The organism is Achromobacter spanius, from assembly GCF_029637605.1.
GTDB lineage: Bacteria > Pseudomonadota > Gammaproteobacteria > Burkholderiales > Burkholderiaceae_B > Achromobacter > Achromobacter spanius_E.
Window position 1 is genome coordinate 6,255,612 of sequence record NZ_CP121261.1, and the last position, 26,051, is coordinate 6,281,662.

General features: G+C 63.9%; 25 protein-coding genes. 17 read left to right on the top strand and 8 right to left on the bottom strand.

Translation table 11 applies throughout. The annotated features are described in order from the left end of the window. Positions 1-105: 105 nt before the first annotated feature. The gene (locus P8T11_RS28045; RefSeq protein ID WP_259251669.1) at positions 106-315 is read left to right on the top strand and encodes a hypothetical protein; all 210 of its coding nucleotides are present in this window, start codon (positions 106-108) and stop codon (positions 313-315) included. A gap of 309 nt (positions 316-624) precedes the next feature. Here P8T11_RS28045 and P8T11_RS28050 read toward each other — a convergent pair whose 3' ends face one another. From P8T11_RS28050 to P8T11_RS28060, 3 genes are all read right to left on the bottom strand, one after another. After that, positions 625-2,286, bottom strand: a complete 1,662-nt coding sequence (locus P8T11_RS28050; RefSeq protein WP_418910347.1) for an MFS transporter — start codon at positions 2,284-2,286, stop codon at positions 625-627. A 221-nt stretch (positions 2,287-2,507) separates the two neighbouring features. After that, entirely contained in the window at positions 2,508-3,884 is a 1,377-nt protein-coding gene (locus P8T11_RS28055; RefSeq protein ID WP_268082487.1) for a sensor histidine kinase, read from the bottom strand. Between the two features lie 112 nt (positions 3,885-3,996). Beyond that, entirely contained in the window at positions 3,997-4,686 is a 690-nt protein-coding gene (locus P8T11_RS28060) for a response regulator transcription factor (RefSeq protein WP_006218337.1), read from the bottom strand. Positions 4,687-4,948: 262 nt separating this feature from the next. On the opposite strand from P8T11_RS28060, the gene recA reads away from it, so the two are divergent. Together recA and recX are read left to right on the top strand one after the other, a co-directional pair. Then, the gene (gene recA, locus P8T11_RS28065) at positions 4,949-6,010 is read left to right on the top strand and encodes a recombinase RecA (protein WP_268079057.1); all 1,062 of its coding nucleotides are present in this window, start codon (positions 4,949-4,951) and stop codon (positions 6,008-6,010) included. Positions 6,011-6,132: 122 nt separating this feature from the next. Continuing rightward, on the top strand, positions 6,133-6,861 hold the full coding sequence (gene recX, locus P8T11_RS28070) for a recombination regulator RecX (RefSeq protein WP_268079056.1): 729 nt from the start codon (positions 6,133-6,135) through the stop codon (positions 6,859-6,861). Positions 6,862-6,975: 114 nt separating this feature from the next. Here recX and P8T11_RS28075 read toward each other — a convergent pair whose 3' ends face one another. Beyond that, positions 6,976-7,896: a LysR family transcriptional regulator gene (locus P8T11_RS28075; protein WP_268079055.1), complete on the bottom strand. Its 921-nt coding sequence runs from the start codon at positions 7,894-7,896 to the stop codon at positions 6,976-6,978. A 141-nt stretch (positions 7,897-8,037) separates the two neighbouring features. Here P8T11_RS28075 and metE point away from each other — a divergent pair, with 141 nt between their 5' ends. The 11 genes from metE (at position 8,038) to ppa (ending at position 20,293) form a co-directional block, all read left to right on the top strand. Continuing rightward, a complete protein-coding gene (metE, locus tag P8T11_RS28080) occupies positions 8,038-10,335 on the top strand; it encodes a 5-methyltetrahydropteroyltriglutamate--homocysteine S-methyltransferase (RefSeq protein WP_268079054.1) in 2,298 nt (765 codons plus the stop codon). Between the two features lie 92 nt (positions 10,336-10,427). Continuing rightward, positions 10,428-11,030 carry a DUF2889 domain-containing protein gene (locus tag P8T11_RS28085; protein WP_268079053.1) on the top strand — a complete coding sequence of 201 codons (603 nt, stop codon included), beginning with the start codon at positions 10,428-10,430 and terminating at the stop codon, positions 11,028-11,030. Between the two features lie 10 nt (positions 11,031-11,040). Further along, complete coding sequence (sucC, locus tag P8T11_RS28090; RefSeq protein WP_100857097.1) at positions 11,041-12,201, top strand: ADP-forming succinate--CoA ligase subunit beta; 1,161 nt, start codon at positions 11,041-11,043, stop codon at positions 12,199-12,201. A 103-nt stretch (positions 12,202-12,304) separates the two neighbouring features. Next, positions 12,305-13,186: a succinate--CoA ligase subunit alpha gene (gene sucD, locus P8T11_RS28095; RefSeq protein ID WP_050446014.1), complete on the top strand. Its 882-nt coding sequence runs from the start codon at positions 12,305-12,307 to the stop codon at positions 13,184-13,186. A 286-nt stretch (positions 13,187-13,472) separates the two neighbouring features. Continuing rightward, entirely contained in the window at positions 13,473-14,171 is a 699-nt protein-coding gene (locus P8T11_RS28100) for a TerC family protein (RefSeq protein ID WP_050446013.1), read from the top strand. A 117-nt stretch (positions 14,172-14,288) separates the two neighbouring features. Then, positions 14,289-15,008 (top strand): TerC family protein, encoded by a 720-nt coding sequence (locus P8T11_RS28105; protein WP_039883011.1) that lies wholly within the window; start codon positions 14,289-14,291, stop codon positions 15,006-15,008. 118 nt (positions 15,009-15,126) lie between these two features. After that, positions 15,127-16,074 (top strand): hydroxymethylbilane synthase, encoded by a 948-nt coding sequence (gene hemC / locus P8T11_RS28110; RefSeq protein ID WP_268079052.1) that lies wholly within the window; start codon positions 15,127-15,129, stop codon positions 16,072-16,074. Beyond that, entirely contained in the window at positions 16,074-16,874 is an 801-nt protein-coding gene (locus P8T11_RS28115; protein WP_268079051.1) for a uroporphyrinogen-III synthase, read from the top strand. The genes hemC and P8T11_RS28115 overlap by 1 nt, the downstream gene beginning before the upstream one ends. A 37-nt stretch (positions 16,875-16,911) precedes the next feature. Then, positions 16,912-18,105, top strand: coding sequence for a uroporphyrinogen-III C-methyltransferase (locus P8T11_RS28120; RefSeq protein WP_268079050.1), 1,194 nt, complete (start codon positions 16,912-16,914; stop codon positions 18,103-18,105). Between the two features lie 5 nt (positions 18,106-18,110). Beyond that, positions 18,111-19,730, top strand: coding sequence for a heme biosynthesis HemY N-terminal domain-containing protein (locus P8T11_RS28125; protein ID WP_268079049.1), 1,620 nt, complete (start codon positions 18,111-18,113; stop codon positions 19,728-19,730). Between the two features lie 32 nt (positions 19,731-19,762). Beyond that, positions 19,763-20,293 carry an inorganic diphosphatase gene (gene ppa, locus P8T11_RS28130; protein ID WP_050446009.1) on the top strand — a complete coding sequence of 177 codons (531 nt, stop codon included), beginning with the start codon at positions 19,763-19,765 and terminating at the stop codon, positions 20,291-20,293. Here the strand turns inward: ppa and P8T11_RS28135 are convergent, their stop codons facing one another. The 4 genes from P8T11_RS28135 to P8T11_RS28150 form a co-directional block, all read right to left on the bottom strand. Further along, positions 20,294-21,130: an IclR family transcriptional regulator gene (locus tag P8T11_RS28135; RefSeq protein ID WP_268079048.1), complete on the bottom strand. Its 837-nt coding sequence runs from the start codon at positions 21,128-21,130 to the stop codon at positions 20,294-20,296. It abuts the gene before it with no gap. A 15-nt stretch (positions 21,131-21,145) separates the two neighbouring features. Then, a complete protein-coding gene (locus P8T11_RS28140; RefSeq protein ID WP_268079047.1) occupies positions 21,146-21,907 on the bottom strand; it encodes an SDR family oxidoreductase in 762 nt (253 codons plus the stop codon). Continuing rightward, complete coding sequence (locus P8T11_RS28145; RefSeq protein WP_050446003.1) at positions 21,907-23,118, bottom strand: ABC transporter substrate-binding protein; 1,212 nt, start codon at positions 23,116-23,118, stop codon at positions 21,907-21,909. The genes P8T11_RS28140 and P8T11_RS28145 overlap by 1 nt, the downstream gene beginning before the upstream one ends. Before the next feature lie 99 nt (positions 23,119-23,217). Next, complete coding sequence (locus tag P8T11_RS28150; protein ID WP_050446001.1) at positions 23,218-23,616, bottom strand: cupin domain-containing protein; 399 nt, start codon at positions 23,614-23,616, stop codon at positions 23,218-23,220. A gap of 174 nt (positions 23,617-23,790) precedes the next feature. Between P8T11_RS28150 and P8T11_RS28155 the strand changes: the two genes are divergently transcribed. From P8T11_RS28155 to P8T11_RS28165, 3 genes are read left to right on the top strand one after another with little or no spacing between them, the layout of a single operon-like run. After that, a complete protein-coding gene (locus tag P8T11_RS28155; RefSeq protein ID WP_268079046.1) occupies positions 23,791-24,570 on the top strand; it encodes an SDR family NAD(P)-dependent oxidoreductase in 780 nt (259 codons plus the stop codon). 10 nt (positions 24,571-24,580) lie between these two features. Next, on the top strand, positions 24,581-25,351 hold the full coding sequence (locus P8T11_RS28160) for an ABC transporter ATP-binding protein (protein WP_268079045.1): 771 nt from the start codon (positions 24,581-24,583) through the stop codon (positions 25,349-25,351). Between the two features lies 1 nt (position 25,352). Further along, a complete protein-coding gene (locus tag P8T11_RS28165) occupies positions 25,353-26,045 on the top strand; it encodes an ABC transporter ATP-binding protein (protein WP_268079044.1) in 693 nt (230 codons plus the stop codon). Positions 26,046-26,051: the final 6 nt, after the last annotated feature.

A 26,051-nucleotide genomic window follows, 5' to 3' on the forward strand; every position in this document is an offset into this window, starting at 1 on the left:
CGAAGTGGTGCAATACGCTTGCGACAGGCGACACGTTCTGTCACTGACAGGGGACGATCGATGCGTTAACTTCCGCGCACCGACATGGAACCGGAGAGGAAAAACATGAAAATCATTGGCGCGATTCTGATCGTCCTGGGTATTGCAGCGTTGGCCTACAAGGGCTTTGACTACAAGTCCGAAGAGACCGTTTTACAGATCGGTTCGGTCAAGGCCACGGCCGAAACCGAGAAGTCGGTGCCGATCCCGATGTGGGCCGGCATTGCCGCGATCGTGGCGGGCGTGCTGATCATCGGCGTGGGCATGCGTCGTTAAGCGCACAAAAAAAAGCGGCCCGGCTCAATAAAGGCCGGGCCGGTACGGGAGCACACAATACCGCGTCATAAAAGGCTCGCGGGGAACGCGGTATCGGTGTCAGAACACTAGCCCTGCAATCGTCTGACAGGGGGATCAATCGTCAGTCGATCTGGCGCAAGGCCGTAATCTGAAGCGCCAGTCTAAGCGCGAGGGTCTGACATCGTCCTGAAAGCGGCGCATCCATCGCAGCAGGGCAAAAAAAAAGCTCCATAAGGAGCTTTCAAGGCCGGGCAGGCGCAGCAGTCCCGCCCGGCGGGGGATGGTCGTTTATGCGTTGATGTCGTTGTCCTTGGATTCGCGCACGAACAGCGTGCCGATGACCAGGGTCATGACTGCAATGATGATCGGATACCACAGGCCGTCGTAGATGTTGCCGGTGGCGGCCACCACGGCGAAGGCGACTGGAGGCAGGAAGCCGCCGAACCAGCCGTTGCCGATGTGGTACGGCAAGCTCATCGAGGTGTAGCGGATGCGGGTCGGGAACATTTCGACCAGCATGGCCGCGATAGGACCGTAGACCATGGTCACGTAAAGAACCAGGATCGCCAGCAGCACCACCACCATGACGTAGTTGATTTGCGCCGGGTCCGCCTTGGCCGGATAACCGTGGCCACGGATCGCCGTGGTCAGCGCCTTGTCCAGTTCAGTCGCTCGGGCCTTGAAGTCGGCGGGAGCCATGGCCTTGCCGTCGAACGATTCGAACTCGTCGTTGCCGATCCTGACCTTGGCCACCGCACCGGCGGGCGCGGCTTCGTTCTGGTAGTTCACCGAGTTGCGGGCCATGAAGGACTTCACGACATCGCAAGAGCTGGTGAACGCCGAGGTACCCACCGGGTTGAACTGGAACGAGCACGTGCTGGGGTCGGCAATCACGGTGACCGGCGCCGTGGCCTGGGCCTTCTCCAGCGCCGGGTTGGCGAAGTGGGTGATGCCTTGGAAGATCGGGAAGTACGTTGCCGCGGCGATCAGGCAGCCCGCCATGATGATGGGCTTGCGGCCGATCTTGTCGGACAGCGCGCCGAAGACCACGAAGAAGGGCGTGCCGATCAAGAGCGCGATGGCGATCATGATGTTGGCCGTGTTGGCGTCGACCTTCAGCGTTTGCGTCAGGAAGAACAGGGCGTAGAACTGGCCCGTGTACCAGACCACAGCCTGGCCGGCGGTCAGGCCCAGCAGCGCCAGGATCACGACCTTCAGGTTCTTCCATTGGCCGAACGATTCAGCGATCGGCGCCTTCGAACCCTTGCCTTCTTCCTTCATGCGCTTGAAGGTCGGCGATTCGTTCAGTTGCAGGCGGATCCACACCGAGATGCCCAGCAGCACGACCGAGATCAGGAACGGAATGCGCCAGCCCCAGGCCCGGAAGTCCTCTTCGCCCATGACCGTTCGGATGCCCAGGATGACCAGCAGCGACAGGAACAGGCCCATCGTAGCGGTCGTCTGGATCCACGATGTGTAGAAGCCACGGCGGCCGTGCGGGGCGTGTTCGGCAACATAGGTTGCCGCGCCGCCGTATTCACCACCCAGGGCCAGGCCCTGCAGCAGGCGCAGCACGATCAGGATGGCCGGAGCGGCCAGGCCGATGCTGGAATAGCTGGGCAGCACGCCCACCAGGAACGTGGACAGGCCCATGATCACGATCGTGACCAGGAAGGTGTACTTGCGTCCAACCAGGTCACCCAACCGGCCGAATACCAACGCGCCAAAGGGGCGCACGGCAAAACCGGCGGCGAACGCCAGCAAGGCAAAGATGAAGCCCGCGGTGGGGTTCACGCCCGAGAAAAAGTGCAACGCGATAATGGCTGCAAGCGAGCCGTATAGGTAGAAGTCGTACCACTCGAAAACCGTGCCCAAGGATGACGCGAAGATGACGCGGCGTTCTTCCTTGGTCATCGGGCGCCGTTCCGCGGAAGGGCCGCGGCCTGCCATGGTTGTTGTGCTCATGATGTCTCCTCGTTTTATGGCCGGCGGTTTTCCGCCGTGCTTTAGCCCTTTGCCGACGCACCGACACCGAGCCTTACGCAACATTGAGGCGCAACCCTGACGAGGTTCTGACGTAACCCTTACTTGAATCTTAAAATTGAAACTAAAGGTAACTGTTGCGTGCGCGGCTAGGGATAGTCCCTATCGGCGCGGTAGTAACGCCGGACCTAGCTTTCGCGCGAATCCGGCGTGTCGGCGTACAGCGGGAACACCAGGCTGATGCGCGTGCCCGGCAGGTCCGAGTGCGGGTTGGGGTGGTCGTTGATCAGCACGCTGGCCCCGTGCTTTTGCGCGATCTCGCGCACGATCGCCAGCCCCAGGCCGCTGCCGTCTGACGCTGTGCCCAGCACGCGATAGAAGCGGTCGAACACCCGTTCGCGCTCGTCTGGCGGGATGCCCGGGCCGGAATCTTCCACTTCCAGCAGCGCGTGGTCGTCATGGCGCAGCACGCGCACGGTGATGTGGCCGCCGCGCGGTGTGTAGCGCAGGGCGTTGTCCACCAGATTGTTCAGCAGTTCGGCAAGCAGCAAGGGGTTGCCGTTGATGTTGACCGGATCGTCCGCGCCCTCGAACCCCAGGTCGGTACTCAGCGACAACGCCTGCGGCACCCAATGCATGGCCTGCTCATAGGCGATGGCGTTGAGGTCCGTGCGCGTCAGCCCGATGGCGCTGGGGTTTTCCGCGCGGGCCAGGAGCAGCAACTGGTTGACCAGCCGCGTGGCGCGTTCCGATCCCGTCACCAACTGCCGCAGGCTGGACTGCATTTCTTCGGGGCTGGCGTCGCGCAAGGCCAGCTCGGCCTGCGTGCGCAAACCGGCAAGCGGTGTCTTCAACTGGTGCGCGGCGTCCGCCACGAAACGGCGTTGGGCCTGGACGTTGGCCGACAGCCGGTCCAGCAGGTCGTTCATGGCGGCGACCAATGGCGCGATTTCGGACGGCGCCGCCCGTTCATCGATGGGTGACAGGTCGTCGGGCCGGCGCGCGCGCAGCCGTTGCTGCAACGCGTTCAGCGGGGCCACCCCGCGCGACAGCCCGAACCACACCAGCAGCACCGCGATCGGCAGCACCACGAACTGCGGAATGATCACGCCCTTGATGATGTCGTTGGCCAGTTGCGTGCGCTTTTCCACGGTCTCGGCCACGATCAGCAGTGCGGGCTGGGTGTTGGGCAGGTTCAGGTCCACCCAGGTGTAAGCCAGGCGGATGCCGAAGCCGCGCAAGGTGTCGTCGACATATTGAACTTCGCCGGGGCGCGGCTGGCCCACGGTGGCCGGCAGCGGCAGGGCGCGATCGCCACCCAGGTATTCGCCGCGGCTGCCCAGCACCAGCCAGAACACGCTGTCGGTCTCGTCCGCGCGCAACACCTCACGCGCGGCGTCGGCCATCTTGAGCACCGCGCGGCCATCCTGCGCGTGGACCTGCCGGGTCAATACATGCAGATTATTGGCCAACGCGCGGTCATACGGCACGTTGGCTATGTTCTGGGCTACCACGTACGTGATGGCGACGCTCATGGGCCAAAGCAGGAAAAGCGGCGCCAGCATCCAGTCCAGAATCTCGCCCAGCAGGGAACGCTGGGGCGGCGCGAAGCTTGGGCCCTTGGACCCGGCTTGCATGATATCCAGCGCTTCCTGATTCAGTCGCTCTGGCCGGGAATCAACTGGCGAGGTACGCGGCACCCTGGTCCCGCTCCAGACAGTAGCCCAGGCCGCGCACGGTCACGATCTTCACGCCGCTGGGTTCGAGCTTCTTGCGCAGGCGGTGCACATAGACTTCGATGGCGTTGGTGCTGACTTCCTCGCCCCATTCGCACAGGTGGTCCACCAACTGCGTCTTGCTGACCATGCGGCCGCTGCGCGTCAGCAGGATTTCCAACAGGCTGACTTCGCGCGCGGACAGGTCCAGCGTCTGGTCGTCGACGATGGCCACGCGACCGGTCTGGTCGAAAAGCAGCCGGCCATGCTTGAGCATCGTGGCGCCGCCGCCCGCCCCGCGCCGGGTCAGGGCGCGCACGCGCGCCTCGAGTTCGGACAGGGCAAAGGGTTTGGCCATGTAGTCGTCCGCGCCCAGGTCCAGGCCTTTTACACGCTGCTCGATGCTGTCGGCGGCCGTGAGGATCAGGACGGGCAGGGCGGAGTTGCGGGCGCGAAGGCGGCGCAAGACTTCCAGCCCGGCCAACTGAGGCAGGCCCAGGTCAAGGATAAGCAGGTCGAATGCCTGGGCCGCCAGGGCCGAATCGGCCGCCAGCCCGTCGCGCACGGCGTCAACCGCGTAGCCGTTGTGGCGCAGTGACCGGGATAGGCCATCGGCCAGAATGCTGTCGTCTTCGGCGATCAGGATACGCATGGGGCTGCAAAGGGAAGCGGCAAGGGAAGCGGCAAACGATATCGCTGCAAAACGCAGAGGGGAACGCCGGGGTCGGCTTCGATTCTGTCATACGAGGCTGGAGTTGCCCACTCAGGGAATACGTGAAAACTCTGGCACACTGGTTTTTTGTACAGTACAATCCGATGCAATAATCTGAACCTGATTCGAAACAGCACGCTGCGGTTCAAGTTTCAGGCTCTTGACGCCGCAACCACCAGATACGTTACAGACAGGACTCTACATGGACGACAAAACCACCAAGGCCGCCGCTTCGGAAAAGGCCAAGGCGCTTGCCGCCGCGCTTTCCCAGATCGAAAAGCAGTTCGGCAAGGGCTCGATCATGCGCTACGGCGATAACGAGGTCTCGCACGATATTCAGGTGGTTTCCACGGGCTCGTTGGGTCTGGACATCGCGTTGGGTGTCGGCGGCTTGCCGCGCGGCCGCGTGATTGAAGTCTACGGCCCGGAATCGTCCGGTAAAACGACGCTGACGCTGCAAGTCATCGCCGAAATGCAGAAAATCGGCGGCACCTGCGCGTTCGTCGACGCCGAACACGCGCTTGACGTCCAATACGCCAACAAGCTGGGCGTGAACCTGACCGACCTGCTGATCTCGCAGCCGGACACGGGCGAACAGGCGCTGGAAATCACCGACGCGCTGGTGCGCTCGGGTTCGGTTGACCTGATCGTGATTGACTCGGTGGCGGCACTGGTGCCCAAGGCTGAAATCGAAGGCGAAATGGGCGACTCCCTGCCGGGCCTGCAAGCCCGTCTGATGAGCCAGGCACTGCGCAAGCTGACCGCCACGATCAAGCGCACCAACTGCATGGTCATCTTCATCAACCAGATCCGCATGAAGATCGGCGTCATGTTCGGCAACCCCGAAACCACCACCGGTGGCAACGCGCTGAAGTTCTACGCCTCGGTGCGTCTGGACATCCGCCGCATCGGCTCCATCAAGAAGGGTGACGAGGTCGTCGGTAACGAAACCCGCGTCAAGGTCGTGAAGAACAAGGTGGCGCCGCCGTTCAAGCAGGCCGAATTCGACATCATGTATGGCGCCGGCATTTCGCGCGAAGGCGAAATCATCGATCTGGGCGTGGCCGCCAGCGTGGTGGACAAATCTGGTGCGTGGTACAGCTACAACGGCAACCGCATCGGTCAGGGTAAGGACAACGTCCGCGAGTATCTGAAAGAGCATCGCGACATGGCCATCGAAATCGAAAACCGCGTTCGCGAGAACCAGGGCATCGTCAGCCGTGCCGCCGAGTTCGTGCCCACGGCGGAAGACACCGCTGAATAAGCCATCCACCGTCCGCCAGCCAGTTTGCGCTGGCGGCTTTGGCAGCTTTTGTGCCGGCTAGCGAGCCGGTTACACGCGGCAGGCGCCATGATGGGCCTGCCGTTTTGCATAGCAGGAAGCGCATGAGCTGGAAACCGACCCCCGCGTCAGCCGACCGTCTTCGCGCTAAGTTGGATGACGAATTTGAAACCGTCGCCAAGCCGGAAGGTTTGCGGCGCAGCTCGGATGCGCGCCGCGAACGGGAAGCGGCGGCACCCGCCGTCGAGCCAGACACCTGGCAGCGCAGTTCCGAACGGAGGGGCAACGCGCGTGGCGGATCGCGTATCGGCGCAGCATCTGGGCGAGCCGCCGATCGTGCCTCCAGTGCCGAAGACGAAGCCACCGCCCAAGATGGCGGCAAGCCAGCCCGCAAAGGGCCGTCGCTGAAAATGCGCGCGGTCGGCTACCTGTCACGGCGCGAGCACGCGCGCGAGGAATTGGCGCGCAAATTAGCCGCCTACGCCGAAGACGCCGATGAAATTGAAAGCGTGCTGGATGCGCTGGAAAAAGAGGGTTGGCTGTCTACCGAACGGTTTGCGCAAAGCCTGGTGCATCGCCGTGCCTCGCGCCAGGGCGCGGCGCGCATCGTGCAGGAATTGCGCCAGCATGGCGTGGACGACACGCAGGTGGCGGAACTTCGAGAGCAACTGCGCGCAACCGAATACGACCGCGCGCTGGAAGTCTGGAAAAAGCGCTTCGACGCCAAGCCGGAAGACCGCGCCGCGTATGCCAAGCAGGCGCGCTTTTTGGCCAGCCGGGGATTTGCGCACGATGTGATCCGTCGCATCCTGGGTGAAGGGGAGGACGACTGATCAACTGATCGACTGCGCAACTGATCGACTGCGCAATTTATCGACCGCGCAACTGAGCGACTGATCGGATCCGCCTGGCGCCCGGCCCACCCCGCCGCCCGACCAGGCGGCTTTTTACGCCTTGGCCGATTTGATGCCCGACAGCGTCTTGAAGCAGACGTCGCGCGTGATGGTCAGGAATTCATCGATGTACGAGGCGTCCGTGTCTTCGCTGCGCACGGTGGCGTACAGCGTGCGCCAGACGCCTTGCGGCCCTAGCCTGCACAGCCGCAACCATCCCTGATTCATGTATTCGGTCAGCGCCCAATTCGGCAGCGCCGCCACGCCCCGATTGCTGGCCACCAGTTGCGCAATGATGGGCGTCAGCTCGGCCTTGCGGATCGCGGCCGGCTCAACGTCGGCAGGGTCCAGGAAGGCGGTGAACACGTCCAGCCGCTGCTTGTCCACCGGATAGGTGATGAGCGTCTGGTCCGCCAACTGTTCGGGCATGATGAATTTGTTGGCGGCCAGTGGGTTCGATTCCGACACGGCCAGCACCAACTCGTACTTGAACAGCGGCAGGTATTCCACCGAATCCAGCGGCTGCGGGTCGGACGTGATGACCAGATCCAGGTCGCCGCGCACCAAGGCAGGCAGGGGAGCGAACGAGAACGCCGCAGTCAGATCCAGCGCTACGTCGGGCCATTGCACCCGGAACGCATCCAGTGCCGGCATCAGCCACTGAAAGCAGGAATGGCAGTCGATGGCCAGATGCAACCGGCCGGTGCGGCCGGCCGCCAGCCGTTGCAGATCGCGTTCCGTGGCGCGGATGCGGGGCAGCACTTCGTCGGCCAGCGCCAGGACGCGCAGCCCTGCGGTCGTCAACCGGGCGGGGCGGGTGCGGCGGTTCAGCAGGGGCGTGCCCAGCCGGGTTTCCAGGTCGCGCAATTGATGTGACAGGGCGGACTGGGTCAAGTGCAGCCGCTCGGCGGCTTCCTGCAGGCTGCCGCCGTCACGGATGGCGCTCAGCGTTTCAAGATGGCGGATTTCTAGCATGGGCGTCCGGCTTGGAAAATATAAGCGTGAATTGTATGAGAGTTTCTCATTCTATGGATGTATAGATTGATTTTGATTCATATAGCTTTGCTTGCACAATAGCCGTCACTTGAACAAACTTTGTCTAACGGCGGTGTTGTCATGACTATTATTCATAATCTGGGGTTCCCCCGTATTGGCGCCCAACGCGAACTCAAGCGTGCTGTCGAAGCCTATTGGGCGGGCAAGCAAACCGCCGAAGCGCTGGAAGAAACGGGTCGGGAACTGCGCGCCAAGCACTGGAAGCTGCAAGCGGCGGCCGGGCTGGAGTTCGTGCCGGTGGGCGACTTTGCCTGGTATGACCAGATTCTGGAATGGAGCACGCTGCTGGGCGCCGTGCCCGCGCGCTTCGGCCAAAAAGACAACGAGCCGGTGACGCTGGACACGCTGTTCCGCATGGGCCGTGGCCGCGCGCCGTCGGGCAAGCCCGCCGCCGCTTGCGAAATGACCAAGTGGTTCGATACCAACTACCACTACATCGTGCCGGAGCTGGTCCCTGGCCAGACCTTTCGTATTGCCCGCGAATCCCTGTTCCAGCAGGTCCAGGAAGCGCAGGCGTTGGGCCACGCCGTCAAGCCGGTGATCCCGGGTCCGCTGACCTGGCTGTATCAAGGCAAGGGCGATGCCTTTGCCGGCGGCGCGGCTGACGAAGGCAAGCTGCGACTGCTGGCCGCCTTGCTGCCGGTGTACCAGGAAGTGTTGGCCCGCTTTGCCAAGCAAGGCGTGCAATGGGTGCAGATCGATGAGCCCGTCCTGGTGCTGGATCTGCCGCAAGCGTGGCGCGATGCGTTCAAGCAGGTGTATGACACCCTGGCCGCAAGTCCGGTCAAGCTGCTGGTCGCCACGTACTTCGACGGCCTGAAGGACAACCTGGCTACCGCGCAGGCGCTGCCCGTGGCCGGCCTGCATGTGGATCTGGTGCGCGCGCCCGAACAACTGGCCGACGTCGTGGCCGGCCTGCGTGCCGACCAGGTGCTGTCTGCCGGCGTCATCAACGGCCGCAATATCTGGCGCACCGACCTGGACGCGGTCATCGCGGCCTTGGCGCCGGTCAAGCAGCAATTGGGCAAACGCCTGTGGCTGGCGCCGTCGTGCTCGCTGTTGCACGTGCCGGTGGACCTGGCCAATGAGACGGACCTGGACGCCGAGCTCAAGAGCTGGCTGTCGTTTGCCGCGCAAAAGCTGCAAGAACTGAGCCTGCTGGGCCGTGCCCTGGACAACGCGACGGATGCGTCGGTGCAGGACGGCCTGATCAAGCAGCGCGCCGCCCTGGCCGCACGTCGCTCGTCGACCCGCATTCACAACCCGGTCGTGGGCCAACGGATGGCCAGCGCCGCCGCCGTGTCGCGCGACCGCGCCCCGTTTGCCGGCCGCATCGCCCGCCAGCAAGAGCAGTTGGGCTTGCCCGCCTACCCGACGACCACGATCGGTTCCTTCCCGCAAACCGCCGAAATCCGCGCGCTGCGCCGCGATTGGAAGACGGGCGCGTTGACGGATTCCGGCTACGAAACCGCCATCCGCAAGGAAATCGAGGAAGTCATCCGCTTCCAGGAAAAGGTTGGCCTGGACGTCCTGGTGCACGGCGAGCCCGAACGCAACGACATGGTCGAGTACTTCGGCGAACTGCTGGCTGGCTTTGCCTTCACCAAGAACGGCTGGGTGCAAAGCTACGGCTCGCGCTGCGTCAAGCCGCCGATCATTTTCGGCGACGTGGCCCGTCCCGCGCCGATGACGGTGGGCTGGTCGTCGTACGCGCAGTCGCTGACAGACAAGCCGGTCAAGGGCATGTTGACCGGCCCGGTCACCATCCTGCAATGGTCGTTCGTGCGTGACGACCAGCCGCGCGAGCAGACGTGCCGCCAATTGGCGCTGGCCTTGCGCGACGAAGTCGTAGACCTGGAAACGGCGGGCATCAGCGTCATCCAGATCGACGAGCCGGCCATCCGCGAAGGTCTGCCGCTGCGCCGCGCCGATTGGAAGGCCTACCTGGACTGGGCGGTGGATTGCTTCCGCCTGTCGACGGCCGGCGTGCGCGACGAAACGCAGATCCATACCCACATGTGCTATTCGGAGTTCAACGACATCATCGAATCCATCGCGGCCATGGACGCGGACGTGATCACCATCGAAACGTCGCGCTCCAACATGGAATTGCTGAAGGCGTTTGAAGACTTCGACTACCCCAATGACATCGGCCCGGGCGTGTACGACATCCACTCGCCGAATGTGCCGGAAGTGGACTGGATGGTGGGCCTGATGGAAAAGGCGGCCGCCCGCCTGCCCAAGGAGCGCCTGTGGGTGAACCCGGACTGCGGCCTGAAGACCCGCGCCTGGCCGGAAACCGAAGCCGCGCTGATCGGCATGGTGCAAGCCGCCCGCGCACTGCGTCAGTCGGCCTGACGCCGCCACGCCCTGGTCGGCCTGCGCTATACTTTGAAGGTTTTGTTGCCGCGCACCATGCGCAGGCCATCTTCGCCCCGCAGGCCCCCAGCATGCCCTTGCCACCGCCGGATTACCCTCGCCAACCGCTGCACACGCGTTCCATACGTGTGCAGTCGTATGCGCGCGAGGACGGTAATTGGGACCTGGAAGCCGAACTGATCGACGTCAAGGCGTACGATTTCCCCAAGAGCGACGGCAAGATGTTCAAGGCCGGGCAGCCCATCCACCATATGCATCTGCGCATCACCATCAACGAGGAATACTCGATCCTGGACGCGCAGGCTGTCTATGATGCGGCCCCTTATGGTGGTCATTGCAAGGCCATCGAGCCGGCTTACACTGACTTGATCGGCATGAATCTGCTCAAGGGATTCCGCCGCCAGGTCAAGGAGCGGTTCGGGCATGTAGAGGGCTGTACGCACATGACCGAGCTGTCGCAGGTGCTTCCCACCGCGGCGGTCCAGACCATGGCCAACCGCCGGCGGCAGGATCCCGACCCGAACCGGCGTCCATTCCAATTGGACGGCTGTCATGCGTTGAGCACTGACGGCCCGGTGGTGGCTGAGCACTATCCCAAGTGGTACACCGGGGGCAGCGCTGAGGCATCCGCCGATTCGTCCTCCGATTCACCTTCTCTTTCTCATACGTCCTGACAGGTAACACATGAAAATCCACGAGTATCAAGGCAAGGAACTGCTGAAGCAATTTGGCATCCCGGTGCCGCGCGGGATCCCCGCTCTTTCCGTCGACGAGGCCGTGGCTGCCGCTGAAAAGCTGGGTGGACCGGTGTGGGTCGTCAAGGCACAAATTCACGCGGGCGGTCGCGGCAAGGGCGGCGGCGTCAAGCTGGCGCGCTCGCTGGACGACGTGCGCAAGCTGGCCTCGGAAATCCTGGGCATGCAACTGATCACGCACCAGACCGGCCCGGAAGGCCAGAAGGTTCGTCGCCTGTACATCGAAGACGGCGCCGACATCCAGAAGGAATACTACGTGTCGCTGGTCACTGACCGCGCCACGCAAAAGGTTGCCTTCATCGCTTCCAGCGAAGGCGGCATGGACATCGAGGAAGTGGCTCACTCCACGCCCGAAAAGATCATCACCGAATACATCGACCCGCTGACCGGCCTGTCCGCCGAGCAAGCCACCAAGATCGCCAACGCGATCGGCCTGCCCGCCGACTCCACCGCCCAAGCCGTGGATGTGTTTCAGAAGCTGTATCAGTGCTACATGGACACCGACGCGTCGCTGGTTGAAATCAACCCGCTGAACCGCGACGGCAAGGGCAACATCATCGCCCTGGACGCCAAGTTCAACTTCGACTCCAACGCTCTGTTCCGCCACCCGGAAATCGTCGCCTACCGCGACCTGGACGAAGAAGATCCCGCTGAAATCGAAGCCAGCAAGTTCGACCTGGCCTACATCCAGCTCGATGGCAACATCGGCTGCCTGGTGAACGGCGCCGGTCTGGCCATGGCCACGATGGACACCATCAAGCTGTTCGGCGGCGAGCCGGCCAACTTCCTGGACGTCGGCGGCGGCGCAACGGCCGAGAAGGTCACCGAAGCGTTCAAGATCATGCTCGCGAACAAGAGCGTGAAGGCCATTCTGGTCAACATCTTTGGCGGCATCATGCGCTGCGACGTCATCGCCGAAGGCGTGATCGCGGCTTGCAAGGCCGTCAACCTGAACGTGCCGCTGGTCGTGCGCATGAAGGGCACCAACGAAGAACTCGGCAAGAAGATGCTGGCCGACTCCGGCCTGCCGATCATCAGCGCCGACACGATGGCCGAAGCGGCCACCCGCGTCGTAGCCGCCGTTAAGTAAATATGCCCCCTCGCCGCGCCCCTTCGTGGCTAGCTGCCCCCCATGGGGGAGCTTGCCACCTTGGGACGGCCCGGCGGTAAAAGAAATTGCCAAGGATTCACAAATGTCGATTCTGATCAACAAGGACACCAAAGTCATCACCCAGGGCATCACGGGCAAGACGGGCCAGTTCCACACCCGTATGTGCCGTGAGTATGCCAATGGCAAAGCCGCCTTCGTGGCCGGCGTGAACCCCAAGAAAGCGGGTGAAGACTTTGAAGGCGTGCCGATCTTCGCTTCGGTGAAGGAAGCCAAGGCCGACACCGGCGCAACCGTGTCCGTCATTTACGTGCCGCCCGCCGGCGCTGCCGCCGCCATCTGGGAAGCGGTCGAAGCCGAACTGGATCTGGTGATCTGCATCACCGAAGGCATCCCGGTCCGTGACATGCTGGACGTCAAGAACCGCATGAAGGCCAAGGGCAGCAAGACGCTGCTGCTGGGCCCGAACTGCCCCGGCCTGATCACGCCGGACGAAATCAAGATCGGCATCATGCCCGGTCACATCCATCGCAAGGGCCGCATCGGCATCGTCAGCCGTTCGGGCACCCTGACGTATGAAGCCGTGGCGCAAGTCACCGAACTGGGCCTGGGTCAATCCAGCGCCGTCGGTATCGGTGGCGACCCCATCAACGGCCTGAAGCACGTCGACGTCCTGAAGATGTTCAATGACGATCCCGACACCGACGCCGTCATCATGATCGGCGAAATCGGCGGCCCCGACGAAGTCAACGCCGCGGAATGGGCGAAGGACAACATGAAGAAGCCGGTCGTCGGCTTCATCGCTGGTGTCACCGCTCCTCCTGGAAAGCGCATGGGCCACGCTGGCGCCCTGATCTCTGGTGGCGCCGACACGGCCGACGCCAAGCTGGAAGTCATGGAAGCTTGCGGCATCCGCACCACGCGCAACCCCTCCGAAATGGGCAAGCTGCTCAAGTCGGTGCTGTAAGTCTTTCAGCATTGCGTTCGAAAAGCCCGCTTCGGCGGGCTTTTTTTCGTTCGGATGCCGCTGGTTTTGGTGAGGATTTTCCGCGTGCCCCTAGGGTAATCCCGCGTTCCAAAAACGCGGTCGTGCAACCATTCGGCAAGCTGAACGAAACTATAATGAAAGAAATTTCGCTCGTACCCAGCAAGAATGCCGTCGCGCTCGCACCAAGACGGCCAGTACGGCTTTTGTTTTGTTCATCCATTAATTTGGTTCGTCCTAGGGGGATCAACACCTAGGAAAGAGAGGCATGGAACTCAGTTCAGCGGCATTCTGGATAGCGCTGCTCCAGATCATTTGGGTCAATATTTTGCTGTCCGGCGACAACGCCGTGGTCATTGCGCTGGCGGCGCGTTCTCTGCCTCCAGCCCAACAAAAGAAAGCGATCACAATCGGTTCGGCCGCCGCGATCATCATGCGCATCGTGCTGACGCTGGTAGCTGCCAAGTTGTTGCTGTTGCCGTACTTGAAGCTGATCGGCGCGTTGCTGCTGGTCTACATCGGCGTGACGCTGTTGTTGCCGGAAGGCGAAGAAGATGGCGCGGGCAAGACGCAAGGCAATCTGCTGACCGCGATTCGCACTATCATGATCGCCGACTTGGTCATGAGCCTGGACAACGTGGTGGCCGTCGCCGCCGCGGCAATGGGCGATACGACCCTGCTGGTGTTGGGCTTGGCCATCAGCATCCCCTTGGTCATCTTTGGCAGCACGCTGCTGCTGAAGGTCATCGAGCGCTTCCCCGTCATTGTCTGGGTGGGCGCGGCGTTGCTGGGCTTTATTGCGGGTGAATTGCTGGTGGGTGACCCCGCCTTGCAGGAACCGGTGGCGCGTATTGACGCGGCCTTGGGTATTACCCATCACAGCTTTGCGCTGATGACGGGCGCGCTGGGCGCGGTGCTGGTACTGGCAATTGGTAAAGTTTTACTGATGCGCCAGAAAGCTGAATGAAAGCTGAATTACAATAATCAGTTGTTTTGAATGATCCTGCCGCGCCGCGCGCGGCGCGGCAGGATGGCCGGCTCGGGACCGGCCTTTCTTTTCATAAATGCCTTCGGGGGTTCTATAGTGCTTGAGTTTTTCCAGACGCTGAGTTGGGCAGCGGTATTCCAGATCATCCTCATCGACATCCTGCTCGGCGGCGATAACGCGGTCGTGATCGCGTTGGCGTGCCGTAACTTGGCGCCCAAGCAGCGCATGCAGGGCATTCTGTGGGGCACCGCGGGGGCCATCATCCTGCGTGTCGTGCTGATTGCATTTGCATTGACGCTTCTGTCGATTCCGTTCCTGAAGGTCGTGGGCGGTTTGCTGCTGGTCTGGATCGGCGTCAAGCTCCTGATCCCCGAAGACGATGCACATGGCAATGTGAAGGGCGGAACGTCCATCGCCGCTGCCATCAAGACCATCATCATTGCCGACTTCGTGATGAGCCTGGACAACGTGATCGCCATTGCCGGCGCGGCCCAGAACGCCCACGCCGACCATCAGATCGGCCTGGTTGCCTTCGGCCTGATCGTCAGTGTGCCGATCATCATCTGGGGCAGCACGCTGGTTCTGAAGCTGATCGACAAGTATCCGCTGGTTGTTACCTTTGGCGCGGCTCTGCTGGGCTGGATCGCGGGCGGCATGCTGATTACCGATGTGGTTGTCGAACGTCAATTCGGCGTTCAGCCGACTACGGTTAAAATCGCTGCAGAAATTATCGGCGCCTTGCTCGTTGTTGTCCTTGGACGGTGGCTTGCAAGCCGCAAAACCGCTTCCAAGGAATCAGCACATGAGTCTGCGTAGATCCGTCGATCCCCAGCAATCCGAATCGGGCCTGAGCCTCCTTCAGGGCCTTTTCGTGCTGGCCATCCTCGGGGTAGTCGCGACGGTCATCGTCTCCAATTTCGTTTGATGACCGCTCGTGTCTCTTCCGCAACGCCTGGTCATCGCGACCCGCGCCAGCCGGCTTGCCCTTTGGCAAGCTGAGCATGTGCGTGACCGACTGCGCACGCTGTACCCAGCGTGCGCGGTTGAACTTCTTACCCTGACGACCCGAGGTGATCAGATCCTGGACCGAACCTTGTCCAAGGTCGGTGGCAAGGGTTTGTTCGTCAAGGAACTTGAAAACGCGTTGCTCGACGGACGCGCTGATCTGGCCGTGCACTCCTTGAAGGACGTGCCGGTGGATCTGCAAGCCCCGTTCGAGCTGTGCGCCATTCTTGATCGCGCGGATCCGCGCGATGCGCTCGTATCCAATCGCTATGCCAGCCTGGCCGATCTGCCAGCGGGCGCTGTCGTGGGTACGTCCAGCCTGCGTCGCGAATCTCAGATACGCGCGCGCTTTCCGGAACTGGTGGTCAAGCCGCTGCGCGGCAATCTGGACACCCGCCTGGGCAAGCTGGATAAAGGCGAATACGACGCCATTGTGCTTGCCGCCGCCGGCCTGGAACGCCTGGGGCTGGGGGCGCGTATCCGCAGCCTGCTGGACCCCGCCGATAGCCTGCCGGCCGCGGGGCAGGGCGCGTTGGGCATCGAAATCCGCAACGACCGCGACGACATGCGCGCGTGGCTGGCGCCGCTGATCAGCGCGCCCACCACGTCGTGCGTGCTGGCCGAACGGGCAGTGTCGCGCAGGTTGGGCGGTTCCTGTCAGGTTCCGTTGGCGGCGTTTGCCCAGATTTCGGGCGACACGTTGTCGCTACGCGCGCTGGTGGCCTCGCCGGACGGCGTGCGCATGGTCCATACGGCCCACAGCGGCCCCGTGGCCGATGCTGAAACGCTGGGCGAAGCCGCCGCACAAGAGCTGCTGGATGCCGGCGCCGCCGCCATCCTCCAGGAACTGCTGCAAGCCGACCCACGGCCGGACTGATGTCCAGCCCCGCCCGAGTCGCCGTTCTGACGCGGCCCGAGGGCCGCAACGAGGCGCTGGCCGGCCGTCTGACCGACGCCGGCTGGTCGGCCTGTATTCTGCCGGCGTTGGAAATCCATACACTCGACGTTCCCGCTGCGCAGTTGCCGCGTCCGGCTGACTTTGATCTGGTCGTTTTCGTCAGCGGCAATGCGGCCAGGCAATACCTGCGGCAACTTTCAGCCGGATACGGTGAAGGCGCGTGGCCCTCTGATGTCATGGCCGCCACGGTCGGCCCGGCCAGCGCGCAAGCGCTGCGTGAATCGGCCGCCTTTGGCGCGAATACAACAGTCCTGCATCCCGGCGACGATGCCCCCAGCCACGATTCCGAAGCCTTGTGGGACGTACTTTGTGGCCTGCCGGCCTTGCCGTCCCGCGTGCTGCTGGTGCGCGGCACACAGGGCCGTGACTGGCTGGGCGACAAGCTCCAGGCCCACGGGGTTGCCGTCACGCGCCACGCGGCCTATCTCAGGCGTCCGGTTGTGTGGGATGCCCAGGCGCTGGCGGCATTGCAGGGCTGGGCGGATGCGAGCGTTTGCGCCACGTGGCTCATCACCAGCGGCGAGGGCGCGGATGCCGTACGCGCGAACCTGGATGCGGCCGGCCTGGCGCCATGGTGGCGACAATGCCGTTTTGTGCTGACGCACCCCTCGCTTGCGCGGCGCGTCCTACCGGCCTGTCATGGCGCCGACGCGTCTGCAATGGTAAAAATCTGCTTGCCCAACGACGAGTCGATATTCCAGGCTTTTGTTGCTGCTTGATTCGTTGCATCGGACTGACACCGAATACAATCGCGTCATGACAGACAAGACTCCCGCTACCGATCCGGTCGTTCACTCGGCCGCCCCGGGCGCAAGCGCGCCCGCATCGGCCCCGGCCGATCCCGTCAAGGCCCGTCCGGCCAAGCGCGGCAATGGCTCATTGGTCACTGCCCTGATAATCGTCATCCTGCTTGCCGTCGGCCTGGGTTATGCGCTGTGGAAGCAACGCACCCAGTTTGTGTCCGCCGGACGCGAGGTTGCTACGCGTATCGACACGCTGACCGCTGACGTGGCGCAGGCACGCAAGGACACACGCGAAGCCCTGGCCCTGGCGCAGGCGCAAGCCGGCCGCGTGGGCGAGCTTGAAGACACCGTCCGCGAAACGCAAAGCCAATACAACGCGCTGCAACTGGCGTGGCAGAACTTCAACGACAGCGCCAGCGACGAACTGCTGGCCAACGACGTTGAGCGCCTTCTGACCATCGCCAACCAGCAATTGCGCCTGGCCGGCAACGTGTCCAACGCCATCGTTGCGCTGGAAACCGCGCAATCGCGCCTGGCGCGCGCCGACCGCCCGCGTTTCTCAAGCTTGCAGCAAGCCATCAACGGCGACCTGGACCGCTTGCGCGCGGTCTCCACCGTTGACATCCCCGCCCAATCCGCACGCATCGAACGCCTGGTGGCGCTGGTGGGCAAGGCGCCGTTGCTGGTGCCCGATGCCGTGGCGCCGGGCGTGGCCGCCGCTGGTGAAACCCAACCGGCTGTCGCGCCAGCGCCTGCCATTGATCCGCAAGCCGGCCTGCCTGCCGACGCGCCGTGGTGGCAGCGTTGGCGCGCGGAGGTCGTGTCGTGGCCTGGCCGTGCCGGGTCGGCACTGGCCCAGGAACTGGGCGGCTTGATCACCATCCAGCGCGTTGACGAACCCGCCGCGCTGCTGCTGTCGCCGGAACAGGCCGACCAGGTGCGCGGCACGCTGCGCCAGCGCCTCTTGACCGTGCAACTGGCCATGCTGATGCGTCAACCGGCCATCTGGAAGAGCGAGCTCGACAATGTCGGCGTGACCTTGTCCAAGTATTTCGACAGCCGCTCCCCCGACACCGTCGCCGCGCAAACGCTGGCACGCGAGTTGGCGCAGACCGACATCGCCGTGCGCATGCCCGAAGTGGCTGACAGCTTGAACGCCGTGGCCGCCTTGCGCGCCGCGGGTTTCAAGACTAGCGAGCAGGACTGAGCCTTATGCGTACCTGGTTCTGGACACTGCTGCTCGCCGTCATCGCCGTCGCCCTGGCGGTGGTGCTGCGCTCGCATTCCGGCAACGTGCTGTTGCTGGTTTGGCCTTGGCGCATCAACATGTCGCTCACGCTGGCGGTGCTGCTGGTCGTGGCGACCTTCATCGTGCTTTATGTGGGGCTGCGCCTGTTGGCCTGGCTGCTAGCCATTCCGGACCGCGTCCGCGTGTGGCGCGGCAAGCGTGCGCAGGCGCGCGATCATGAATTGCTGGAACGTGGCTGGATCGGCCTGCTCGAAGGCCGTTACGCCGGCGCCGAAAAAGACCTGACCAAGCTGCTCGACCAGACCAAGGTGCAGACGCGCCGTGTGCTGGCCGCCTTGTCCGCGGCACGCGCCGCGCACGCCTTGGGCGAGTTTGATCGCCGCGACCGCCTGCTGGCGACCGCGCAAGAGCAAGCCGGCGCGGACCCGGGCATGGTGGAAGCCACGGCAACGGTGTCGGCCGATATGCTGCTGGACCAAGGCCGCCCCGAACGTGCGCTGGCGGTGCTTGCTCCGTTGGCTGACGGCGGCGCCCGCCACCTTCACACAATGCGCCTGCTGCTGCGTGCACACACCGCGCTGCACCACCACGACCAGGTGTTCACCCTGGCTCGCGGCCTGGTGCGCCGCAACGCCCTGGCTCGCTCCGAAGCCGACGTCCTGATCGACGCTTCCGGCGCGGCGCGTTTGCGCGCGGCGGCCCATGGCGACGCCTGGCGCGCCATCTGGAAAGACCTGAAAGCCGAAGAACGCCTGCTGCCCGACATCGCCTTGTCTGGCGCGGCCGCGTTTGACGCCGCCGGCGAGGCCAACGAAGCGGCGCGCGTGCTGGAAGCCGCCATTGCCGTCAAGTTCAACCCGACCTTGGTGGCGGCGTACGCTCGCTGCGAATCAGACCAGGTGTCGCGCCGCCTGGCCAAGGCCGAGACGTGGCTGCAGCAGCGCCCGACCGATCCGGATCTGCTCACCGCGTTGGGCATGCTCTGCCTGAACGGCCAACTGTGGGGCCAGGCCGAGCGCTATCTATTGCGTAGCCTGAGCCGGCGCAGCGACGCGCAGACGCATGCCTTGCTGGGCAGCCTCTACGACCGTCTGGACCGGCCTGCCGACGCCATGCGCCACTGGCGCCTGGCAACCGCCGCCAGCATGGCGCTGCCGGTGTTGGCGGCCGATGCCGCCTTGCCCGCCGCGGATACCGGTTCCGACCCGTATCATCTGGACGCCGAAGGCGGCTATGCGGTGGGCATGTCGGACTCGGACAGCGATGCAAGCGTATCCGGCGATTATCCGCCGCTGCCGCCGGCGGTGGCGGCCTCGGCCGCTGACTACGTGCTGGACCCGGACGCCCGCGTCAGCCGTGACCAGCGTGACCGCGCGCTGGCGCCCGAAGACGCGCCGCTGGCCGGCGGCACGTCCGACATCGACGAGTACTTCGACAGCGCCCCGATTCCGGCGGCGGCTTTCGATGACCCCGTGCCCACGTATTCGCAGGCGCCCGCCGCCAACCCGAAGCCCACGCCCGCCCCGGCGTCGGCTCCGGTGCCGGCGACCAAGCCGCCGTTCAAGGACGACGGCTCGCTTTGAACATTTCTTCAGACAAACAACAAGGTTGAATCATGAGTCTTGATCGCGTCTCCCCTGGCAAGAAGCTGCCGGAAGACTTCAACGTCATCATCGAAATCCCCATGAACGCCGACCCGGTCAAGTACGAGGTCGACAAGGACACGGGCGCGATTTTCGTTGACCGCTTCATGCTGACCGCCATGCACTACCCGTGCAACTACGGCTACATCCCGCAAACCCTGTCGGAAGACGGCGACCCCGCCGACGTGCTGGTTCTGACCCCGTTCCCCATCCAGATCGGCGCGGTCGTGCGCTGCCGCGCCATCGGCGTGCTGGAAATGGACGATGAGTCGGGCGGCGACGCCAAGCTGTTGGCCGTGCCGATCGAAAAGCTGTACCCCCCGTACCGCAACATCAAGTCGTACGAAGACCTGCCGACCGAAGACGTCGCTCGCATCCAGCACTTTTTCGAGCACTACAAAGATCTCGAAAAGGGCAAGTGGGTCAAGGTCAAGGGTTGGAAGGGCGTGGACGCCGCGCACGAAGAAATCGTGAACAGCGTCGAACGCTACAACAAGGCCTGATCAGGCTTTGGACCGCGCCGGTGCTGCACCGGCGGGGGCCTTGAGGCGGCGCGGCCGCGACGGCATGATGCCGATCGCCGCCGCGCCGTTGCTTTGTGGGGCTTGCAGGTTCTGCGATACCTCGGCCGCCGCCACCTGGATGCGCGCCTGCAATATCTCCAGGCGCTGCGGCGTCGTATGCGCCTGGGCGGCGATGAACACCAGACTGCCCACCACTTTTTGCTCGGGGCTGAAAATGGCCGCGCCGATCCCCATCAGGCCGCGGTCGACCTCACCGTGCGACACGCACACGCCCGCTGTGCGCAGCCGCTTCAGGTTGGCGCGGAATTCATCCCAGTCTTCGCCCAGGCCGGCCTCGCGGATTTCGGCCGCGTGCCACAGCATCAGGTTGCGCAACTGGTAGGGCGGCAGGTTCGCCAGAATGGGCTTGGCCGTCGCGCCCCGGAACATGGGGAAGGGCCGGCCGCGCGCGTAGCTGGATTCAATGGAGTTGTCGGTCCAGTAGCGGTCCACGCACATGACCTTGTCGCCGTAATAGCTGCACAGCATCAGGTTGGCGTGCAGTTCGTCGCCCGTGGCGCGCATGACGTCGCGCGCGGCGCGCATCAAGGGATCGTGCTGGCGCAGATGGCGATCCAGTTCAATGATGCGCGATCCCAGCACATACGCGCCGCCCGCCGTGGGTGCCAGCAGCCCGCTTTCGGTCAACGACTTCAGATACCGATACGCCGTGGCGCGCGAACAATCCAGATGCGCCATGACGTCCTCCTGGAACGCGGCGGTGGTGTCGTCGCGAAAAAGGTCGAGTATGGACAGCATGCGATCGGGGGTGCTCATTGCTTCGGGACGTGCCTAGTGAATGTGGAAGCCGCCGTTGACGTCGACCACGATGCCGGTTGAATACGAGGACAGGTCCGAGGCCAGGAAGAGTATGGCTTGCGCCACTTCGGCGGGTGAGCCGAAACGTTGCAGCGGAATGCCCTGTTTGAGTTCTTGTTCCCAATTTTCGCCGAATTTTCCCAGCGTCATGTCGGTTTCGATAATGCCCGGCGCCACGCAGTTGGCTCGCACGCCACGCGGGCCCAATTCGCGCGCGAGCGCTTTGGTGAAACTGATGACGCCGCCCTTGGACGCCGCGTAGTGGGACCCGCCCAGCAGCCCGCCGCCGCGCAAGGCGGCGGTGGACCCCAGGTTGACGATGGCAGGTTGCCGTGTGCTTTCCAGCAGCGCGGGCAGGGCGGCATGCGTGATGTTGTAGGTGCCGGTCAGGTTGACGTCGACCATGCGTCGAAATTCCTCTTCGGGCAAATCCCAGATGCGCGTGGCGGCGACGATGCCGGCATTGTTGACCAGCACGTCGATGCCGCCCAGGGCCGCGTTGGCCAGTTCCATCGCGGCCTTGCACGAGACGCCGCGCGAGACGTCGCAGTGCAGGTTGACGCGGCGATCGGTCAGCGCGCTGGCGCCGCCTTCGGGGTAGGCGTAGTCCAGCACCGCGACGCTCGCGCCTTGCGCAAGAAACAGGTCGACCACCGCCGCGCCAATGCCACGGGGGTTGGCGCCCCCCGTGACCACGGCGCGCTTGCCGGCCAAGAGCGACAGCGCGCCGTCCATCACGACTTCACCAGCGAGCAGCCGCCTTCCTTGAGCGGGCGGAACGCCTGTTCGGCCGGAATCTTGCGTACCAGCTTGTAGTAGTCCCAATCGCGCTTGGACTCCGACGGCTTCTTGACCTGGAACAGGTACAGGTCACGCATGATGCGCCCGTCTTCACGGATGCGTCCGTTCTCGGTCATGAAGTCATTGATGGGCGTCTCGTGCATTTTCTTCAGCACGGGTTCCGACGCATCCGAGCCAGCGGCCTTGATGGCGTTCAGGTAGTGCATTGTGGCGCTGTAGTTGCTGGCCTGCACCATCGACGGCATGCGGCCCGTGCGCTTGAAGTAGCGTTCGGACCACTGGCGCGCCTTGTCGTCCTGGTCCCAATAGAAGGGTTCCACCAGGTTCAGGCCCTGCGCATATTCCAGCCCCACGCTGCGCACGTCGACGATGCTCATGAAGAGCGCGGCCACCCGCTGCTTGCTGCCCATGATGCCGAATTCGAACGCTTGCTTGATGCTGTTGATGGTGTCGCCGCTGCCGTTGGCCAGGCCGATGACCTGCGCTTTCGATGCCTGCGCCTGCAACAGGAAGGATGAGAAGTCCGAGCTGGCGATGGGGTGGCGCACGCTGCCCACCACTTGCCCGCCCTTGGCCTTCACCACGGCCATGGCGTCGCGTTCCAGAGAATGGCCGAAGGCGTAGTCGGAAGTGATGAAGAACCAGCTCTTGCCGCCGTCCTCGATCACGCCATTGGCCACGCCGGTCGCGTAGGCATAGGTGTCGTAAGTCCAGTGCATGCCGTTGGGCGAACACGCCTTGCCCGTCAGATCGGCCGAGCCCGCGCTGGTGAAGATCACCACGCGCTTCATCTGGCGGGTCAGGTCCTGCACGGCCAGGGCGATGGCCGAGTTGGGCACGTCCAGGATCAGGTCCACCTTGTCGTTCTCGTACCAGCGGCGAGCGACCGACACCCCGATGTCCACCTTGTTCTGATGGTCTGCCGAGATCACTTCGATGGGCTTGCCCAGTACGGTGCCGCCGAAATCTTCAACTGCCATCTTCACGGCCTCGACGCCGAACTTGCCGGACAGGTCCGCCATCATGCCGGACTGGTCGCCCAGCACGCCGATCTTCACGACATCGTCCGATACCTGCGCCATGGCGGGCACGGACAGGGCGCCCAACACGCAGGCGGCAAGGCTGTTCTTGAAACGGGTCTTCATGGGGTGTCTCCTTGGGGGCTAGTTCTTTTGCGCGCCACCCTGTGCCGGGCGGTCATGCGGGTTAGTGCAGGGTCTTGCAGGGTTGAAAAGCCGGTTGGCCTATTCCAGCGTCTGGCCGGCGTAGGCGTCGATGAACAGATTGGGCTTCAGGAAAAAGCTGAGCACCAGCGCGCCATTGGGCGCGCGCGCCACGTGCTGGTTGCCGCGCGGACGCCAGACGTAGTCGCCCGCGCAGACCTCGCCTTCGGCGTCCACGATGGAGCCTTCCAGCACATAGGTTTGTTCCACTTCCACATGCTCATGCAGCGGCAGTTCGGTGCCGGGCTGCCAACGGAACAGGGCGGTCAGCAGGCCGCTTTCCTTGTCCTGCATCAGCACCTTCATGTCGATGCCTTCCACCTGCGTGGGCTTCCAGGGCAGCTCGGCCACTTTCAGAAAGCGCGATGCCAGGGGCGGCAGCGCATTGGCGGCGGGGCAGCCGGGGGTTTCGAGGGCCATGATTGTCTCCTAGCCAGTACTCGTTATCGAAGATAAAGCAAGAATCTTGTTATTGAGCGTTTAAAAATAGTCGCGTATATTGAGATTGATGTCAACTTTGTTTTTGCAGCCGGAAAGCAAGGACGACACAGGCCGGACCTAGAGATTCGGTGCGTATAAAACAAGGAGACAAGCTTGAAACACGACTATCTGGACCAGACGTTCGGTCTGGCGGGGCGCGTCGCGCTGGTGACGGGCGCGGCCCGGGGGTTGGGCTACGCCATTGCCGAAGCGCTGGGCCGAGCGGGCGCACGGGTGGTGATCAACGACCTGTCGCAAGCCGCGTGCGATGCCGCTGCCGCGAAGCTGGCGGCGCTTGGTATCGACGCCCATGGCGCGCCCTTCGACGTGGCCGACGCCGGGGCGGTATCCGATGCGGTGGCGCAGTTGGAAAACACCGGCCTGGCCATTGACGTCTTGGTCAGCAACGCCGGCAATCAAAATCGCAAACCCGTGGTCGAGATGACGCCCGCCGAATGGCAGGCCTTGCAGAACGTGCACGTCAACGGCGCCTTCCATTGCGCGCGCGCCGTGCTGCCGGGCATGGGCAAGCGCGGCTTTGGCCGCATTGTGCTGATGTCTTCCGTGGCGGGGCAGGCCACCATGCCCAACATCGCGGCCTATGCCACCGCCAAGGGCGCCATCGCCGCGTTCACGCGCGCATTGGCCGTGGAATACGGCGCCAGCGGCGTGACCTGCAACGCGCTGGCGCCCGGCTTTGTGCGCACCGACTTCACGCAGGGCCTGCAAGACAACCCGCAGTTTCAATCGTTCCTGTCGGCCTCGGTGCCGGTGGGCCGTTGGGCGACGCCGGAAGATGTCGCGCCCGCCGTGGTGTATCTGGCCTCGAAGGCCGCCTCGTTCGTCAACGGGCATGTCCTGGCGATCGATGGCGGCCTGTTGGCCCGCATGTAAGAGGCCCATCATGACGACCCCGAGCACCCAAGCGGTTCTGTCCGCTCAGGGGCTGGTCAAGCGCTTCGGCGGCTTTAATGCCGTCGACGGCGTGACCCTTGCCCTGCACGAAGGCTCCATCCACGCCCTGATCGGCCCCAATGGCGCCGGCAAGACCACCTGCTTCAATCTCCTGACCAAGTTCCTGACGCCTGATGCAGGCGTCATCCACTACCGTGGCCGCGACATCACGGCGCTGGCGCCGGAGCAGATCGCGCGCCTGGGCATCGTGCGCTCGTTCCAGATCTCGGCGGTGTTCCTGGGCCTGACGGTGCTGCAGAACATGCGCGTGGCGCTGATGCGCCAGCATGGCGACGGCATGCGCTTCTGGCGCAGCCGGCGCAGTGTGGACCACCTGAACGAACGCGCGATGGAACTGCTGGATGCGGTCGGCCTGGCCAATCTGGCGGACGCGACAGCGGCGCTCTTGCCCTACGGCCGCAAGCGCGCGCTTGAGATCGCGATGACGCTGGCGCTGGAGCCCGAGATCATGCTGCTGGACGAACCCATGGCCGGCCTGGGCCAGGAAGACGTGGTCCGCATCACGGCGCTGATCCGGCGCGTGTCGGCCAATCGCAGCATCCTCATGGTCGAGCACAACCTGTCCGTGGTGGCGGACCTGTCCGACACCATCACAGTGCTGGCGCGCGGCGCCGTGCTGGCGCAGGGCGACTACGCGGCGGTGTCGCGCGACGAGCGCGTCATCACCGCGTACATGGGTTCGGACGAGGAGGCGCATTGACATGCTGGCGATCAACGACCTTAACGCCTGGTACGGCGAATCGCACGTGCTGCACGGCGTGAACATCGACGTCCACCGGGGCGAACTCGTCACCATCCTGGGCCGCAACGGTGCCGGCAAGACGACCACCTTGCGCGCCATCATGGGCATCATGGACAAGCGGCGCGGCTCCATCCGCTTGAACGGACAAGAAACCGTGGGCATGGCGCCGCATCGCATTCCGCGTCTGGGCGTGGTGTATTGCCCCGAAGAGCGCGCGGTGTTCCGCAGCCTTAGCGTCACGGAAAACCTGATGCTGCCGCCGCGACTGGCCGACGGCGGCATGTCGCTGGACGAGATCTACACGCTATTTCCAAACCTGCGTGAACGCAGCGCCAGCTCCGGCGGCAACCTGTCGGGCGGCGAGCAGCAGATGCTGGCCATCGCGCGCATCCTGCGCACGGGCGCCCAGTTGATCCTGCTGGACGAGCCCACCGAAGGCCTGGCGCCCGTCATCGTGCAGCAGATCGGACAAGCCATCCGCACGCTGAAAGCGCGCGGCTTCACCATCGTGCTGGTCGAGCAGAACTTCCGCTTTGCGACCAAGGTGGCCGACCGCCACTACGTCATGGAGCACGGCTGCGTGGTGGATCAGTTGTCGGCGGATGAGGCGCGCCGCGATCCCGCCCGGATCGCACGCCGCCTGGGCGTCTGAAAGGAG